At 65.3% G+C, this 14,593-nt stretch carries 12 protein-coding genes; 6 read left to right on the top strand and 6 right to left on the bottom strand.

From position 1 onward, the window contains the following. The first annotated feature begins 251 nt into the window (after positions 1–251). The 6 genes from dnaK to ACPDIX_RS08590 all read left to right on the top strand — a co-directional run bounded on the left by dnaK (position 252) and on the right by ACPDIX_RS08590 (position 6,706). Entirely contained in the window at positions 252–2,198 is a 1,947-nt protein-coding gene (gene dnaK / locus ACPDIX_RS08615; protein WP_423431379.1) for a molecular chaperone DnaK, read from the top strand. A 159-nt stretch (positions 2,199–2,357) separates the two neighbouring features. Further along, entirely contained in the window at positions 2,358–2,651 is a 294-nt protein-coding gene (locus ACPDIX_RS08610) for a co-chaperone GroES (RefSeq protein ID WP_165109198.1), read from the top strand. A 53-nt stretch (positions 2,652–2,704) separates the two neighbouring features. Next, a complete protein-coding gene (gene groL, locus ACPDIX_RS08605; protein ID WP_423431378.1) occupies positions 2,705–4,336 on the top strand; it encodes a chaperonin GroEL in 1,632 nt (543 codons plus the stop codon). Positions 4,337–4,474: 138 nt separating this feature from the next. Next, complete coding sequence (locus tag ACPDIX_RS08600; RefSeq protein ID WP_423431377.1) at positions 4,475–5,584, top strand: hypothetical protein; 1,110 nt, start codon at positions 4,475–4,477, stop codon at positions 5,582–5,584. Then, positions 5,532–6,191: an RNA polymerase sigma factor gene (locus ACPDIX_RS08595; RefSeq protein WP_423431376.1), complete on the top strand. Its 660-nt coding sequence runs from the start codon at positions 5,532–5,534 to the stop codon at positions 6,189–6,191. Before ACPDIX_RS08600 ends, ACPDIX_RS08595 begins: the two co-directional genes overlap by 53 nt. Continuing rightward, on the top strand, positions 6,188–6,706 hold the full coding sequence (locus ACPDIX_RS08590) for a hypothetical protein (protein WP_423431375.1): 519 nt from the start codon (positions 6,188–6,190) through the stop codon (positions 6,704–6,706). The genes ACPDIX_RS08595 and ACPDIX_RS08590 overlap by 4 nt, the downstream gene beginning before the upstream one ends. A gap of 42 nt (positions 6,707–6,748) precedes the next feature. Here ACPDIX_RS08590 and ACPDIX_RS08585 read toward each other — a convergent pair whose 3' ends face one another. The 6 genes from ACPDIX_RS08585 to ACPDIX_RS08560 are packed head-to-tail and all read right to left on the bottom strand — an operon-like array spanning position 6,749 to position 14,485. After that, a complete protein-coding gene (locus ACPDIX_RS08585; protein WP_423431374.1) occupies positions 6,749–7,981 on the bottom strand; it encodes a four-carbon acid sugar kinase family protein in 1,233 nt (410 codons plus the stop codon). Continuing rightward, complete coding sequence (pdxA, locus tag ACPDIX_RS08580) at positions 7,978–8,997, bottom strand: 4-hydroxythreonine-4-phosphate dehydrogenase PdxA (RefSeq protein WP_423431373.1); 1,020 nt, start codon at positions 8,995–8,997, stop codon at positions 7,978–7,980. The genes ACPDIX_RS08585 and pdxA overlap by 4 nt, the downstream gene beginning before the upstream one ends. Beyond that, the gene (locus ACPDIX_RS08575; RefSeq protein ID WP_423431372.1) at positions 8,994–9,896 is read right to left on the bottom strand and encodes a dihydrodipicolinate synthase family protein; all 903 of its coding nucleotides are present in this window, start codon (positions 9,894–9,896) and stop codon (positions 8,994–8,996) included. The genes pdxA and ACPDIX_RS08575 overlap by 4 nt, the downstream gene beginning before the upstream one ends. 7 nt (positions 9,897–9,903) lie before the next feature. Further along, positions 9,904–11,049, bottom strand: coding sequence for an iron-containing alcohol dehydrogenase (locus tag ACPDIX_RS08570; RefSeq protein ID WP_423431371.1), 1,146 nt, complete (start codon positions 11,047–11,049; stop codon positions 9,904–9,906). After that, positions 11,046–12,620 carry a sodium:solute symporter gene (locus tag ACPDIX_RS08565; RefSeq protein WP_423431370.1) on the bottom strand — a complete coding sequence of 525 codons (1,575 nt, stop codon included), beginning with the start codon at positions 12,618–12,620 and terminating at the stop codon, positions 11,046–11,048. The genes ACPDIX_RS08570 and ACPDIX_RS08565 overlap by 4 nt, the downstream gene beginning before the upstream one ends. Continuing rightward, entirely contained in the window at positions 12,617–14,485 is a 1,869-nt protein-coding gene (locus tag ACPDIX_RS08560) for an exo-alpha-sialidase (RefSeq protein ID WP_423431369.1), read from the bottom strand. The genes ACPDIX_RS08565 and ACPDIX_RS08560 overlap by 4 nt, the downstream gene beginning before the upstream one ends. Between the last annotated feature and the right edge of the window lie 108 nt (positions 14,486–14,593).

The raw sequence follows: 14,593 nt of genomic DNA, 5'->3' as shown, positions 1-14,593 counted from the left end.
CAACCCATCCACACACCCCGGCCCCCCCCCAAAACACCATCCTTGTGCCAACCCCAACCCGAACCCAAGAAAAACCGTGTCACATCGACCCACCTGACACATGGCAAGAAAAAGCCGTCACCGACAGATCCAAACTCAAGTTGTTACACACAAGTAACTTATCGAAAACGTGCCCGTTTGGCACTCCTCTAGCTTTTCGAACAAGTGCAAATTGCCATTGAGGGCGACGAGAACCGCAGGAGGATTTGCTTATGGCTAAAGTTTTGGGAATTGACCTGGGCACGACAAATTCGTGCATGGCTGTGATGGAAGGGGGCGAGCCGGTTGTGCTGGAGAACTCGGAAGGCCGGCGGGTGACGCCCTCGGTGGTGGCCTTTACCAAAGACGGTGAACGACTGGTCGGCGACGCCGCCAAGCGGCAGGCCATCACCAACCCGCGCAACACCATCTACTCCATCAAGCGCTTCATGGGCCGCAAATTCAGCGAGGTCCAGGAAGAAATCAAACGCGTGCCCTACAAGGTCATCGAAGGCCCCAACGGCGACGCCTGGGTGGAGGTCGAGGTCGGCGGCAAACCCAAACAGTTCAGCCCGCAGGAGATCTCGGCCATGATCCTGCAGAAGCTCAAAGCCGACGCCGAGATGCGGCTGGGCGAGAAAATCACGCAGGCCGTCATCACCGTCCCCGCCTACTTCAACGACGCCCAACGGCAGGCCACCAAGGACGCCGGGCGCATCGCCGGGCTGGAAGTGCTGCGCATCATCAACGAGCCCACGGCTGCCTCCCTGGCCTACGGCCTCGACAAAAAGAAAGACGAGGTCATAGCCGTCTACGACCTCGGCGGCGGTACCTTTGATATCTCCGTCCTGGAAATCGGCGACGGGGTGTTCGAAGTCAAGGCCACCAACGGTGACACCCACCTCGGCGGCGACGACTGGGACAACCGCATCATGGACTGGATCCTGGAGGAGTTCCGCAAGGAACACGGGATCGATCTGCGCAAGCAGCCCGACGCCCTGCAGCGCATCAAGGAAGAGGCCGAGAAAGCCAAGATCGCCCTCAGTTCCACCTTGGTGTACGAGATCAACCTGCCCTTCATCACGGCAGATGCCAGCGGCCCGAAACACATCCACATGAAACTCACCCGGGCCAAGATGGAACAGCTTTGCGAGGATTTGTTCGAACGCACGGTCGGTCCGGTCCAGGCCTGCCTGCGTGATGCGGGTCTGAAAGCGGAAGACGTGGACGAACTGGTCCTGGTGGGCGGCATGACCCGCATGCCCAAGGTGGTGGAAACGGCCCGCCGCCTCATCGGCAAGGATCCCCACCAGGGGGTCAACCCGGACGAGGTCGTGGCCGTGGGCGCGGCCATCCAGGGCGGCGTGCTCAAGGGCGAGGTCAAGGACGTCCTGCTCTTGGACGTCACGCCCCTGTCGCTGGGCATCGAAACCCTCGGCGGCGTGTTCACCAAACTCATCGAACGCAACACCACGATCCCCACGCGCAAATCCGAGATCTTCTCCACCGCCAGTGACAACCAGACCAGTGTGGAAATCCACGTCCTGCAGGGCGAACGCCCGATGGCCCGCGACAACAAGACCATCGGCCGGTTCACCCTGACCGACATCCCGCCCGCACCGCGCGGGGTGCCGCAGATCGAGGTCACCTTCGACATCGACGCCAACGGCATCCTGCACGTCAGCGCCAAGGACCTCGGCACCGGCAAGGAACAAAAAATCACCATCACCGCCAGCAGCGGCCTCACCAAGGAAGAGGTCGAACGCATGCGCAAGGAGGCCGAACTGCACGCCGAGGAGGACCGGCGCCGACGCGAAGCAGCCGAGGCACGCAACGAAGCCGACAACGCCATCTACCGGTCCGAAAAGTTCCTGCGCGAAAACGGCGACAAGATCAGCGCCAGCGACAAGGAACGCATCGAACGGGCCGTGCAAGCGGTCAAGGACGCCCTGAAGAACGACGAGGCCGCTCCCATCCGGGCCGCCACGGAGAAACTGATGGAAGTCTGGCAGTCGGTCAGCGAGGCGCTGTACCGTTCGGCGGCCGAGCGCGCCCGCGCCGGCCAGGGTGCCTCCGGCTCCACCACAGGCGCAGGCCGCGAAGAACGGTCCTCCAAGAAGGGCGAGGAAGAAGGTCCGGTCATCGACGCCGAAGTGGTGGACGACAAGGACCGGAAATAAACGGATTTCCCGGCTCCCCCGGCCGGGCGGCCGGAGGGATCTGACCATCCGGGGTCGGCCAGCCGGCCGGCCCGGATGTCCCCCCGTCGTCCGGGTTGCGACGGGCAGGGAAACGCGGGCAAACCCAAAACAACAGCGTAACCATCCGAACAACTGACTATGGCACTGAACATCAAACCACTCGGCGACCGGGTGCTCATCGAGCCGGTCGAAGAGAAGGAAGTCAAGAAGGGCGGGATCATCATCCCCGACACCGCCAAGGAGAAACCCCAGGAAGGCATTGTCCGTGCATTGGGCACGGGCAAACTCGATGAAAACGGCAAACGCATCCCCTTCGAGGTCAAGGTCGGTGACCGGGTGCTCGTCAGCAAATACGGCGGCACCGAAATCAAGGTGGACGACAAGGAATACAAGCTGATGAGCTCCGACGACCTGTTGGCCATTCTGGAATGACAGGCCGGACCAACCCAGATCCGTACAATTTGAATTCACAAAGGCATTGAACTATGGCAGCCAAACAACTCCTCTTCGATGAAGCCGCGCGCATGGCCATCCTGCGCGGCGTGACCAAACTCTCCAAGGCCGTCACGGCCACGCTCGGCCCCAAGGGCCGCAACGTGGTCATCGACAAGAAGTTCGGTTCCCCCACGGTCACCAAGGACGGTGTCACCGTGGCCAAGGAAATCGAACTGGAAGATCCCTATGAAAACATGGGCGCCCAGATGGTCCGGGAAGTGGCCAGCAAGACCAGCGACGCCGCCGGTGACGGTACCACCACCGCGACCGTCCTGGCCGAGGCCATCTACCGGGAAGGCCTGAAATTCGTCACCTCGGGCGCCAACCCCATCGGCATCCAGCGCGGCATCCAGAAAGCCGTGGACGCCGCCGTCGCCCACCTGGAAAAACTCGCCAAAAAGGTCAAGGACAAGGAGGAAATCAAACAGGTGGCCACCGTGTCCGCCAACTGGGACACCGCCATCGGCGAAATCATCGCCGATGCCATGGACAAGGTGGGCAAGGACGGCACCATCACCGTCGAGGAGGCCAAGTCCATCGAGACCACACTCGAAGTCGTCGAAGGCATGCAGTTCGACAAGGGCTACCTGTCGCCCTACTTCATCACCAATGCCGAGACGATGGAGTGCAAGCTCGAGGACGCCTACATCCTCATCTATGAAAAGAAGATCAGCAGCCTGAAGGACATCCTGCCGCTGCTGGAAAAGGTGGCCAAGGCCGGCAAACCGCTCCTGATCATCGCCGAGGAGGTCGAGGGTGAGGCGCTGGCCACGTTGGTCGTCAACAAGCTGCGGGGCACCCTCCAGTGCTGCGCCGTCAAAGCCCCCGGCTTCGGCGACCGCCGCAAGGCCATGTGCGAGGACATCGCCATCCTGACCGGCGGCAAGTTCATCAGCGAAGACCTCGGCATCAAGCTCGAGAACGTCGAGCTGAGCGATCTCGGCCGTGCCAAGACCGTCATCGTGGACAAGGAAAACACCACGATCGTCGAGGGCCACGGCAAACCCTCCGAGATCCAGGGTCGGGTCAACCAGATCCGCCGCCAGATCGAGGAAACCACCTCGGATTACGACCGCGAGAAACTGCAGGAGCGGCTGGCCAAGCTGGCCGGTGGCGTGGCGGTCATCCATGTGGGTGCGGCCACCGAGACCGAAATGAAGGAAAAGAAGGCCCGCGTGGAGGACGCCCTGCACGCCACCCGCGCTGCCGTCGAGGAGGGTATCGTCCCCGGCGGGGGTGTCGCCCTGCTCCGTTGCCTGAACGCCATCAATGCCGTCGAGCCCGCCAACGAGGATGAGAAGATCGGCGTGGACATCGTCAAACGCGCCATCGAAGCCCCGTTGCGCGAGCTCGCCAACAACGCCGGCGTGGAAGGCTCGGTCATCGTCGAGGAAGTCAAACGCCGGAAGGGCAACGAGGGTTACAACGTCGTCACCGGCCAGTACGAGGACCTCGTCAAAGCCGGTGTGGTCGATCCCAAGAAGGTCACCCGCACCGCGCTGCAGAACGCGGCCTCGATCGCCGGTCTGCTCCTGACCACCGAGTGCCTCATCACCGAGATCCCCGAAAAGGAGAAAAAAGGCTCCAAGGGGCACGGTGACATGAGCGACATGGATTACTGAGCCGAAATCCTGCGGAGCAAAACGGCTCGTCCCCGGGGGACCGGCTGCGGCCGGTCCCCTCTTTTTTGTAACCTCGCGCGGCCGGCCCCCGTACATCCGGGCGGTATGAACACGAAAACTCTGCACACGAAAACTCCCATGACACCACGGCAACCATGGCGCACCTGGATCGCGGGCGCGACGCTGGCCACCGGCCTGACCATGGCCCCCGCCGCACCCCTGCAGCCTGCGGACGTCCCCCAACAACCTGCCTGGGTCTTGCACTGGGACCTGGACGCCTTCCGGCTAACCACCCTCGGACAACATATCCTCACCGAACTGGAAAAAGAGGAACACCGGAAAAAGCTCGAGGCCTTCAAAGCCATGTTCCGGTTCGACCCCCGCACCGCCCTTCACGGCCTGACCCTCTACAGCCCCACCAAGGCCCAGGAGGACGGCGTCCTCCTCGTCTACGCAGACGTGGACGCCGCTCAGTTGACCGCCCTGGCGCAGGCCGCCAGGGACCATCAGACGCTCGGCCACCGGAACCACACCATCCACCACTGGATCGACGAAAAACGACCGCCCCGAAACGGCGCCCCCGCCCGTACCTACGCCGCCATTTATCAAAGCCGCGTCGTCATCTTCGGCCAGCGGGCCGAACGCGTCAGCGAGGCCCTCGACGTGCTGGATCGCCTCCGCCCCAACCTCCTCCTGGACGCCCCTCTCGTCCAAGCCATCCCGCGCGACGCCTTCCTGGTGGGCCTCGCACGCGGCGGTGCCGTCTCGGATCAGGACCCCCAGGGCGCCGTGTTCCGACAGAGCCGGCTCATGCGACTGGCGGTCCGGGAGACCGGCCAACAACTCCGGGGCCAACTCACCCTGGAAACCGACAACGAAGAAATCGCCCTCCAGCTGGAGAACGTCGTGCGCGGGCTGATGGGATTGCTGGCGCTGCAACAGGACAAGCCGGACGCCCAGTGGCTGGCACGCGCCCTCCAGGTCGAGCGCTCCGGCGCAATCATCACCCTGGGATTGACCGTCCCCGTCCAGGACGTCCTGAATCGAATTCGGGCTGCAGCCGAAAAGTCCAACCCTCAAACGGTCGCAAACAACCGGTCAAGCCGAACCAAAACCCGGCGCAGAATCCCAACCCGACGCGCCGACCGGCAGGGAAAGTCCCCTGCCGGATCAGCCCCAACCTGGGGTCCCGCCCATGGAACCCATCCAAACAGAGACCGACGAGGCCCTGGCCACGCGCGCCCGTGACGGAGACCTCGCGGCCTTTGACGAGCTGGTGCGGCGGCACCACGACCGGGTCTGGCGTTTCCTTTACGCCTGCTGCCGCAATCCCCACACCGCAGCCGACCTCGTCCAGGAAACGTTCATCACCGCCTACCGAAGATTGGAAACCTTTAATGCCCGGCGGCGCTGGCTGCCCTGGCTGCTCGCCCTGGCGCGCAACAAATGGCGCGATCACCTCCGCGCCCGCCCGCCGGAAACACACGAACTGAACGACTCCCTGCGCGATCCCCATCATCCACCCGACCGGCTCGCCGCCGACACGGAAACCTTCACCGACCTCTGGGAATGGGCCCGCCGGCGATTGCCCCCGCTGCAGTTCCAGGTCCTCTGGCATCGGTACCACGAGGAGCTGTCCGTGGCCGAAATCGCCGAAGCCCTCGACCTGACGCGCGTCCACGTGAAGGTCCTGCTGTTCCGCGCCCGCCAAACGCTGGCCCGGTCCTGGAAAAATCGGTTGAACACGGAAAACAGCACCGCAGGAACCACCGATCAAACCGGCACCACGTTGCACCACGAGGCAACGGCGGCTACACTTCCCCCCGCCCCTTTCACACACCATTCACGCCCATGAAACGCTGGTGGACACTCTGGACCATCTCGACCCACTGGGACGCCGAACCACGCGGCCGTGGCACGTCCACGGACCGGCTCGACCCTCGCACCACAGATCCACAAGTACGTGCCTGGACACAGCTGCACCAGGCCCTCCAGCAACACCGCCCTGCCCTTCCCCCACCCCCCGCGGACCTGCACGACCGAATTCGCCGTGCCGTCCGGCAACAGTCGGGTCCCCGATCCACGGTACGCACGCCTGAACTCCTGCGATTCCTTCGGCCCGCGGTGTGGATTCCCGCGGGCCTCACCGCCGCCCTGGCAGTCGCCCTGTGGCTGGGACACCCATCCCGGCCCTCAGAAACCGCGCTGCCCGAACCACCCCACGTCTGGATCGGCGAGGCACAACTCCGCGCGCAAGCCTGGGCACGACAGGTCTTTGAACCCGACCTCGCCCGCCTCCAGCAGGAGTGGGATCGCACACGCGAGGAAATGCGCCTGGTGGCAAGGCATCTCTTGGAAAGCGTGCCCTGAAAAAAGGGCCGGACCTCGCACTTCCACGCCGGGCCGGGCTCTTCACAGCCGCCGTCCCACGAACCACAGCTCGCGAATCGACTCCGGCCAGGGATAGCTCCCCGGCTTCACGATCACCGCCGGCCGATCCGTCTCCAGCCCTCGCAACTCCACCACACCGGGAGCCCACTCCCGGACCGCCCGCCACGCGCCCCACGGAAATCCGTCCAACACGGCCGCTGCAGTGGCACCACCTTCCAACAACAACAGATCCGGCTTCGACCTCCCCCAAACCAAACCGGCCGCACGCGCCAGACTCTCCACCCAGCCGGCCGGGCCCGACCCCGGTGCACCCGGCGCCGCAATGGCGCCCAGAAAAAGAATCATCCGACCGACCCTCGCCAGCGCAGACGCACACATGGCCACCTTGCCCTCCCAGCCGGGGCCGACGCCGCCGCCGACGGACCCGCCACCATCGAACAAGCCGACCACCGGTATGCCGGCACGCTCGGACGCCTCCCGCCATGCCCGCGCCTGAGGACTGGCCGTGCCCGAAACCATGAGAATTCTCAGCCCGGACGCAGCACCGGAGCCCGTCCGTTCCTCGCAGACACGCGAAGTGCCTGCAGACCCGTGCCTTGCCGGTCGCTTACCCTCCTCGGCCGCCCAACGATCAAGCAGGGCCCGAAAGAAATCCACCCCACCGGCCGCCAAGAGGGTTTCGGTCCACAACCCTGCCCACGCCTCCACATCCGCCTCCGATCCGGCATCCGCAACCACGATCCCCTTCTCCGGCAGGGATTGCCCGGGCCGGCGAACCACAACACTCACCCCCTCTTGCGGCCCCAGCAGGCGGCACACATCCGAGCTCGCACGCGGATGCCGCGGATCGCGTGCAAACTCCGTCCGATCCAGCGGGACATCCTGGATGAAATAGTGACCGTCTCGAATGACGCGGCCCCGGCTGGGATTCGCCGGCAACAGCAACACACACGGCCGGCCCAACGCCTGACGCATCGCCTCCAGTTCGGCAAGCACCGGACCGCGCAAGACCGAGTCCACCTTCTTGTAAAACCGCACCCCGACCAGCCGCCCCAACGCCCGCGCAACATCCCCCACGATTCGCCCCGCCTCATCCGCAGGCAGGTCCCGCGTGTCGGTGTCCACGCACAAGACGTCGCATCCCTCCGGCCAGGGCGACCGGCGCGCCACGCAGGCGGACAATCCCCGTGCCCACGCCGCGCCTGCCAGCTCGGCAGCCCCCGTCAGATCGTCCGCCACGACGACCAGTTTCATCCTTGGCCCGCCGCTGCCAGTCGCGCCGCCACGCGCAGCGCCGCACGCAGGCTCTCGTTTCGCGCCTTGCCCTGCCAGGCAATGTCGAACGCTGTCCCGTGATCCACCGAGGTCCGGATCATGGGAAGACCCAGTGTCACATTCACGCCGGTGTCGAAGGCCAGCATCTTGAACGGAATGTGCCCCTGATCATGATACATGGCGACCCAGGCATCGAACCGTTCACGCTGAAACGGCGCAAAGGCCGTATCCGGTGGCAGCGGACCTTCCACCTGCCAACCTCCGCGCCGCGCTGCCTCCACCGCCGGACGAATGAACCGTTCCTCCTCCCCGCGACCGAACAGCCCGTTCTCACCCGCATGCGGATTCAAACCACAGACCGCCAGTCGCGGTTCCCGACCCAGCATCCGCCGGCACGCTTCACCCGTCAGTTCGATCACGTCCAGGATCCGCTCCACGCTCAGCCGCTCCGGAACCTCGGCGTAACCGATGTGGGTGGTCACCATGCTGACCGTCAGCAGCTGGCTGTGAAGCATCATGCAGGTTCGCTTCGCACCGGTGAGAGCGGTGAAAATCTCCGTGTGACCCGCATGGGGCACGCCCGCACGGCGCAACGCAACCTTGTGCACCGGCAGGGTCACCACACCGTCCACCTGACCTGCCTGCGCACTTCGAGCGGCCGTTTCAATGTACTGCCAGGCCGCCCGACCGCATGCCTCCGAGATCTCCCCGGGCGACCAACCTCCGCAGTCCGGCTCGCCGCAATCCACGATCAGAGGTTCACTTGGCCGGCCCCGGCGCCACCACGCCTCCCGGGACACTCTCTCCCAGGGCAGTTCGCCCAGCCCCGCACTCGACAACCGCTCCAGTACGGCCCCGCCGGCAAACAACACCGGCACACAAGACCCGAGCACCTCCGGCAACGCCAACGTCCGAACCGCCAGTTCCGGTCCCACGCCGGCCGGATCGCCCATCGTCACACCCAAAACCGGTCGAACCGCCAGAGCCGGGTTCATGCGAGCAACTGCAGCGTCTGCATGGTGGAACGGACCCCTTCGATTTCCGCCGGGTTCATCGGCAGCAACGGCGGCAACACCCAGTGCCCGCAGAGGCCCCGCACCGCCAGCGCCGCTTTCAGGGCCGCCAGCGATTCGCCCAACGTACGGCCGTTCTGGTACAAACTCGCCACCTCCAGCGCCCGCCGTGCACAGGTCTCCACAGCGGCCCAGTCGCCGCGTCGCGCCGCGCGCCACATCGCCACGCAAACATCCGGAATCAGGTTCGCCACGCTGGGCACAATCCCGTCGGCACCCAGACGCAGTCCCTCCGCCATCAAGGCGCCCACACCCACAAAGACCGAGAAATCCGGCCGGCCACCCAGCCGCTCCAACAACCGCCGCAGCCGCGCCGCGTCATTCTCGGAGTCCTTGATTCCCACCAGCCGGGGATGACCTGCCCACGACTCCAGCAATTCCAACGGCACCGAGACCCCGTTGAGCGTGGGAATGTTGTAAAGCATGACCGGCCCGTCCAGACTGCTCAACAGGCTCTCCGTCCACCGCGGCAACTGCCCGGCCGGCAGCCGCGTCGGCGGCCGCGCCACCAACACACTGGCCCCCTTCTCCAGGTACGCGTTGCCGTCGCCACCCCGCGGATCCGACAGCTCACCCAGCCCCGCATACACCGGCACACGCCCGGCCGCGCAGCCCACCACGCGCTCCACCAACCGCACCGCATCCTCCCGGGGCACCGAGGCGCCCTCGCCCGTCGTGCCCAGGACGAACAAACCGTCCACCCCGTGCTCCACCAGAAACCCCACCATGGTGTCCACCACGGCCTCGTCCAGTCGCCCCTCCGCAGTCACGGGCGTGACCATGGGAACCACCACTCCCTGCCATTTTTCGGAATCCTTCATGTTCAGTTCAAAAAGCCGCCTCGTAAATGGCCCGCGCATCCGCCTCGCTCACCGGTCGCGGGTTGTTCCGCAACAGCCGCTGCACCTGAACAGCCGCCTGCGCCATGGCGGGCAGGTCCTCCCTGCGCACCCCCAGTTCCGACAACCCACGCGGCAGCCCGCAGGCCCGCGCCATCTCCTCGATCCGTTCCAGACCTCGCCGCGCCACCTCCTCGGCAGGTCCCGGTTCCGCCACGCCCAACGCACGCGCCACCTCCGCGTAACGCTCCGGAGCCGACCCGAGATTGAAACGCAACACATGCGCCAACAGCACCGCGTTGGCCACGCCGTGCGGAACCCGAAACCGGCCGCCCAGCGGATAGGCCAAAGCATGCACCGCCGCCGTGTTCACCGGCCCCAGACAAAGCCCGCCGCACAAACTGCCGTACGCCAGATACCGGCGGGCTTCCCGATCCCCGCCATCCCGCACCGCCCGAACCAAATGCGCACCAATCCAGCGAATCCCCTGCAACGCCACCGCGTCCACCCAGGGATGCGCATGACGATTTGCGTACGCCTCAATGCAGTGCGTCAGCGCGTCGAAACCTGTGGCCGCCGTCACACCCGGAGGCAGGCTGTAAGTCAGCTCCGGATCCACAAAGGCCGCGTCCGGCACCAAAAACCGGCTGATCACGCCCTGTTTCAACCCGGCGCTCTCGTCCAACAGAATCGCATTCGGCGACACCTCGCTCCCCGTGCCCGCCGTGCTCGGCAGACACACCAACGGAAGGCTCCGACCCTCCAGGCGGTCGATCCCCCATGCAGCCGTCACCGGACCGGGCCGGTCCAGCAACGCCGCCAGCAACTTCGCCACATCCAATACACTGCCGCCACCCAGCCCCACCACCGCGTCCGGGGCCCGTTCCCGCGCCGACGCACGCAGCGCCTCGAACTGTACCACCGTGGGCTCGGCCGGCACCTCCGGCAGATACGCAAACTCCAGCCCCTCCCCCTCCCACACCCGCATCAGACGCCGGCAGGTCTCGTCCAGCACCGCACAGCTCACCAGCAACGGGCGCCGGCAACCACGCTGCTTCAACCACCGCCCCACCCCGGCAGCGCAACCCTCCCCCACCGCCAATGTCGGCACCTGTTGCAGCGTCACCCCACTCATACGCCACCACCCTCGACCAAGGCCCTCTCCCTGACACGCGCCCGCCGCCAGTCCCAAAACGTCCGCCCGGGATCCGGATCCGGACGAAAACACCAGCTCGCCACATACCCCACGATCAACACCACAAAGTGTCCCAGGATCCCGATCATCACACCCGACCACCGATAGTTGTACTCGCCCAGGTCCAGCCACGGATCCGTTCCCCGCGTCAGCACCGCCCACGCCGTGAACAACAGGTTCGCTACAATCCCCATCCAGATCCCCCGCCGATTGGCGCGCCGACTCAAAAACGCCAGCAGAAACAACCCCGCCAGGCCCCCGGATACGATCGAGGTCACCGCATAGTAAAACGACAGCACCCGTTCCCCCCTCCACGCAATCAAGGCCGCTATGGCCGTCGACAAAACACCCGCAGCCAGCACCACCACCCGGCCCACACGCAACCGCGTCGCATCGCTCGCTCCGGGCCGAAACCGGCGGTAGTAATCCTCCACACCCACCGCCGCCAGACAGTTCAGATCCGACGAAAGGGTGGACATCCCCGCGCCCAGCAATGCAGCCACAAACAACCCGGCCAGCCCGGCCGGCAGTTGCGTCGAAAGAAAATGCGGAAAAACCTTGTCCGCCTGGACCTGCCCGTTCGCATCCAGCACCGCATCCGGCAGGGGCGCCCCGCCCAGATCGTAGTAGGTCCACAACAGCGTTCCGACGAACATGAACAATGTCCAGATCGGCACGCAAAGCACCGCTCCCAACGCCACACCCCGGAAGGCATCCCGATGCGACCGCGCCACCAGATACCGCTGCACCACCGTCTGATCCGCCCCGTACTTCTGCAGGTACCAGAAGAACCCGTACAATGCCATCACCCAGAAACTGCGTGCATCGGCAGGATCGAAATGCCAGTGGCCGAGCTGGAACTTCCCCGCCCGCGCCGCATGCTCCACGGCCGCACCCGGACCACCGGGGATCATCCAAAGCAGCATCCCCAGCACAATCAGCGCCCCCAACCACATCAGCAGCCCCTGCACCACATCGGTCCAGATGACCGCCTCCAAACCGCCCAACCACGTGTAAAACAGGGTCACCAACCCCACCAACAAAAGCAGCATGTAAACGTTCCACCCGGTCATGCTGCTGGCCGTGAGTGCCATCAGATAGAGCACGAACCCCATCTTCGAAAAATGCCCCGCAATGAAGGCCAGGCCCGTGTACGCCCGAACACCGTATCCGAACCGCTGACCAAAGTATTCGTAGGCGCTCATGCCGACGGCCTCGCGATAGAAGGGAATGACCACCGCACCCACCAGCCCCAGCACCACCAGCACCATGATCCCCGGAACCAACTCGCTCCAGTTCCCGGCAAAGCCCGAGCCCGGATAGGCAATGAACGTGATGCTGCTGATGAGGGTGGCGAACACGGACAGGCCCATCGCCCAGTGCGGCACGGACCGGCGCGCCACGAAATACGCCTCGGTGGAGGTCTGACGCCGGGCCAGACGCCAGCCCACCGCCGCCATCCCGGCCAGGTAGATCAGCAGCACGCACCCGTCGAGCCAACGCAGGTTCATCGTCGTGAAGGAGGCGGAGTCATCAACCGGCCCTGCACAAAACGCCCCTCGTAAACAAGCCGGCCCTCTTCATCCCAAACGTACACCGGTCCCTCGGCCTGCCGGCCGTAAAAACGCCGGGTCAAATCCCGCGCCAGCGGACGGGTGTGCCAGGTCGATTGCACCCGTTTCCGGCCGTCGGGACCGTACAATGTCCACACGCTTCGGTCCTGATCCGGATGATGTTCCCATTCCCAGATCAGCCGTCCATCGGGCGCCCAGTAACGCTCACGCCCGCTCTTCCGTCCGTTGACCCATGTCACCTCGTGGGCCCGGCGGCCGTCGGGATAATAACCGACCTCCGGACCATGAAGAACGTACCTTCCGCTGGCACAAATCCGCGCACTCCAGGTCACGCGCGGCGACCCGTCCGGATAATCCTCGCGGTACGACTCGATCCGCCCGCCCTCACACACCGGCACGCTGTCGCCGGCATCCGAAAAAACCCAGGCCTCGTTGAACTCGTAATGCAGGCACGGATGCGTCATGGTGGCCAGCACGTGGATCACACCGTTGGGAGCCTGCCGCACCGTGGCATAGCCCAGCGTGCCCGCCCGCCGGTCCCGCTCGTGCGGCAGCGCCACCGGCAGAGGTTTGACATGCCACGACCGACCGTCGTTGGTCGAAATCGCCACCACGGGCCCCGGGCCATGGCTCCAGCCGGGCGGCGATTCACCCGTCCGCCGCGTTACACCGTCGGTCACCATGCAGAGGTGCCCGTTGGCCAGCCGAATCATGCACAACCGCTGGTTGCTGCTCAGCGCCGGGAACGGCGACGGTTCCGGCCGGCTCCACGTCTTCCCCCAGTCCGAAGACTCGCTCCGGGGCGACCAACCATTCAAACTGACGTTCTTCCCGCCGAACGCCAACAAATGCCCCCTCTCATCCAACGGCACCACCGTGACGTGCCGGCCCGCCACTCTGCCCCCCTGGTCCCGCCAGGTGCGGCCACCGTCCGCGCTCGACCAGAGAAAACTCTCCTGCCCGGCCGCATCCATCGCGAAGTAGATCACGTCCGCCGCGGAGCGAAACGCATTGGCAATGGGCTGCGCCGTGAAATCGTGCGCCGGCTCCGTCAGCAGCGGCAATTCCAGCGTCCACGTCGCCCCGCAGTTGGTGCTCACGGCCATCTTGAACGGCAACCACGGACTCATCCCCCGGCCGCCGCCGAAGAACCACACGCGGTCCCCGTCCCGCCACAGCAGACCCGACTGATCATTGAAACCTTCAAAGTCCAGAAACAACTCCGGCATCTCCCATTCCTCGGCCCCGAAACGGAGCCGCGCCTGCGCGAACCGCGTGTCCGGTGCGCTTTCAGCCGCCCCGGACGCCATCCGCGCACTGAAATACACCGCCAGCACATCCCCGTTGGGCAGAACTTCGAACCCCGGCGAGTGATTATGCGCCCACACCTCCGAAGACACCCCGGCCACCCACCCGGTCAAATTCGTGTCGTTCTCGGGTGGAATCGGCAACGCCCACCGCACGTGAAAATAGGGCACGTCCGGCCGCGGCCCGATCCGCGCCACGTCGGTCCGCTGTTTCACACACGCCTGATTGAACGGGTAGGGATCCGGTGCCGGCACCAAACGCACCGTCACACGCGCGTCCGCCGGACCCACCGACATGCACGCCCCGGGCACAAACCCCGCGGCGCGTACAGGAACCTCCACCGGACCTTCCAAAGCGGTGCTCTCCGACCCCGCGCACAGGGCCACCTGTGCCAAACAACCCAGCAGCCCGATCAACAGGACGAGACCCGCCCTCCCACACCGGCTGCCGACGCGGGCGGGCTTCTTCTCGCATGGCGTTGACAAACCTGACACGGACCAATTTAGCCCGCGCCCGCGCAGGTCCTGATCACAAAAACGCCAAAACGCTTGGGGAAAATGACAACCCGGCAACAGCCCTCCCCGCACCCGTCCTGATCCACC

The organism is Limisphaera sp. 4302-co, assembly GCF_049537155.1.
Lineage (GTDB): Bacteria > Verrucomicrobiota > Verrucomicrobiia > Limisphaerales > Limisphaeraceae > Limisphaera.
The sequence above is the reverse complement of the archived record's forward strand: the minus strand, read 5'-3'. Positions and strand labels throughout refer to the sequence as shown.

Bases quoted from the DNA above. Each gene is read 5' to 3' on its own strand.
- dnaK (WP_423431379.1), top strand. From the start codon at position 252: ATGGCTAAAGTTTTGGGAATTGACCTGGGCACGACAAATTCGTGCATG.
- ACPDIX_RS08610 (WP_165109198.1), top strand. From the start codon at position 2,358: ATGGCACTGAACATCAAACCACTCGGCGACCGGGTGCTCATCGAGCCG.
- groL (WP_423431378.1), top strand. From the start codon at position 2,705: ATGGCAGCCAAACAACTCCTCTTCGATGAAGCCGCGCGCATGGCCATC.
- ACPDIX_RS08600 (WP_423431377.1), top strand. From the start codon at position 4,475: ATGACACCACGGCAACCATGGCGCACCTGGATCGCGGGCGCGACGCTG.
- ACPDIX_RS08595 (WP_423431376.1), top strand. From the start codon at position 5,532: ATGGAACCCATCCAAACAGAGACCGACGAGGCCCTGGCCACGCGCGCC.
- ACPDIX_RS08590 (WP_423431375.1), top strand. From the start codon at position 6,188: ATGAAACGCTGGTGGACACTCTGGACCATCTCGACCCACTGGGACGCC.
- ACPDIX_RS08585 (WP_423431374.1), bottom strand. From the start codon at position 7,981: ATGAAACTGGTCGTCGTGGCGGACGATCTGACGGGGGCTGCCGAGCTG.
- pdxA (WP_423431373.1), bottom strand. From the start codon at position 8,997: ATGAACCCGGCTCTGGCGGTTCGACCGGTTTTGGGTGTGACGATGGGC.
- ACPDIX_RS08575 (WP_423431372.1), bottom strand. From the start codon at position 9,896: ATGAAGGATTCCGAAAAATGGCAGGGAGTGGTGGTTCCCATGGTCACG.
- ACPDIX_RS08570 (WP_423431371.1), bottom strand. From the start codon at position 11,049: ATGAGTGGGGTGACGCTGCAACAGGTGCCGACATTGGCGGTGGGGGAG.
- ACPDIX_RS08565 (WP_423431370.1), bottom strand. From the start codon at position 12,620: ATGAACCTGCGTTGGCTCGACGGGTGCGTGCTGCTGATCTACCTGGCC.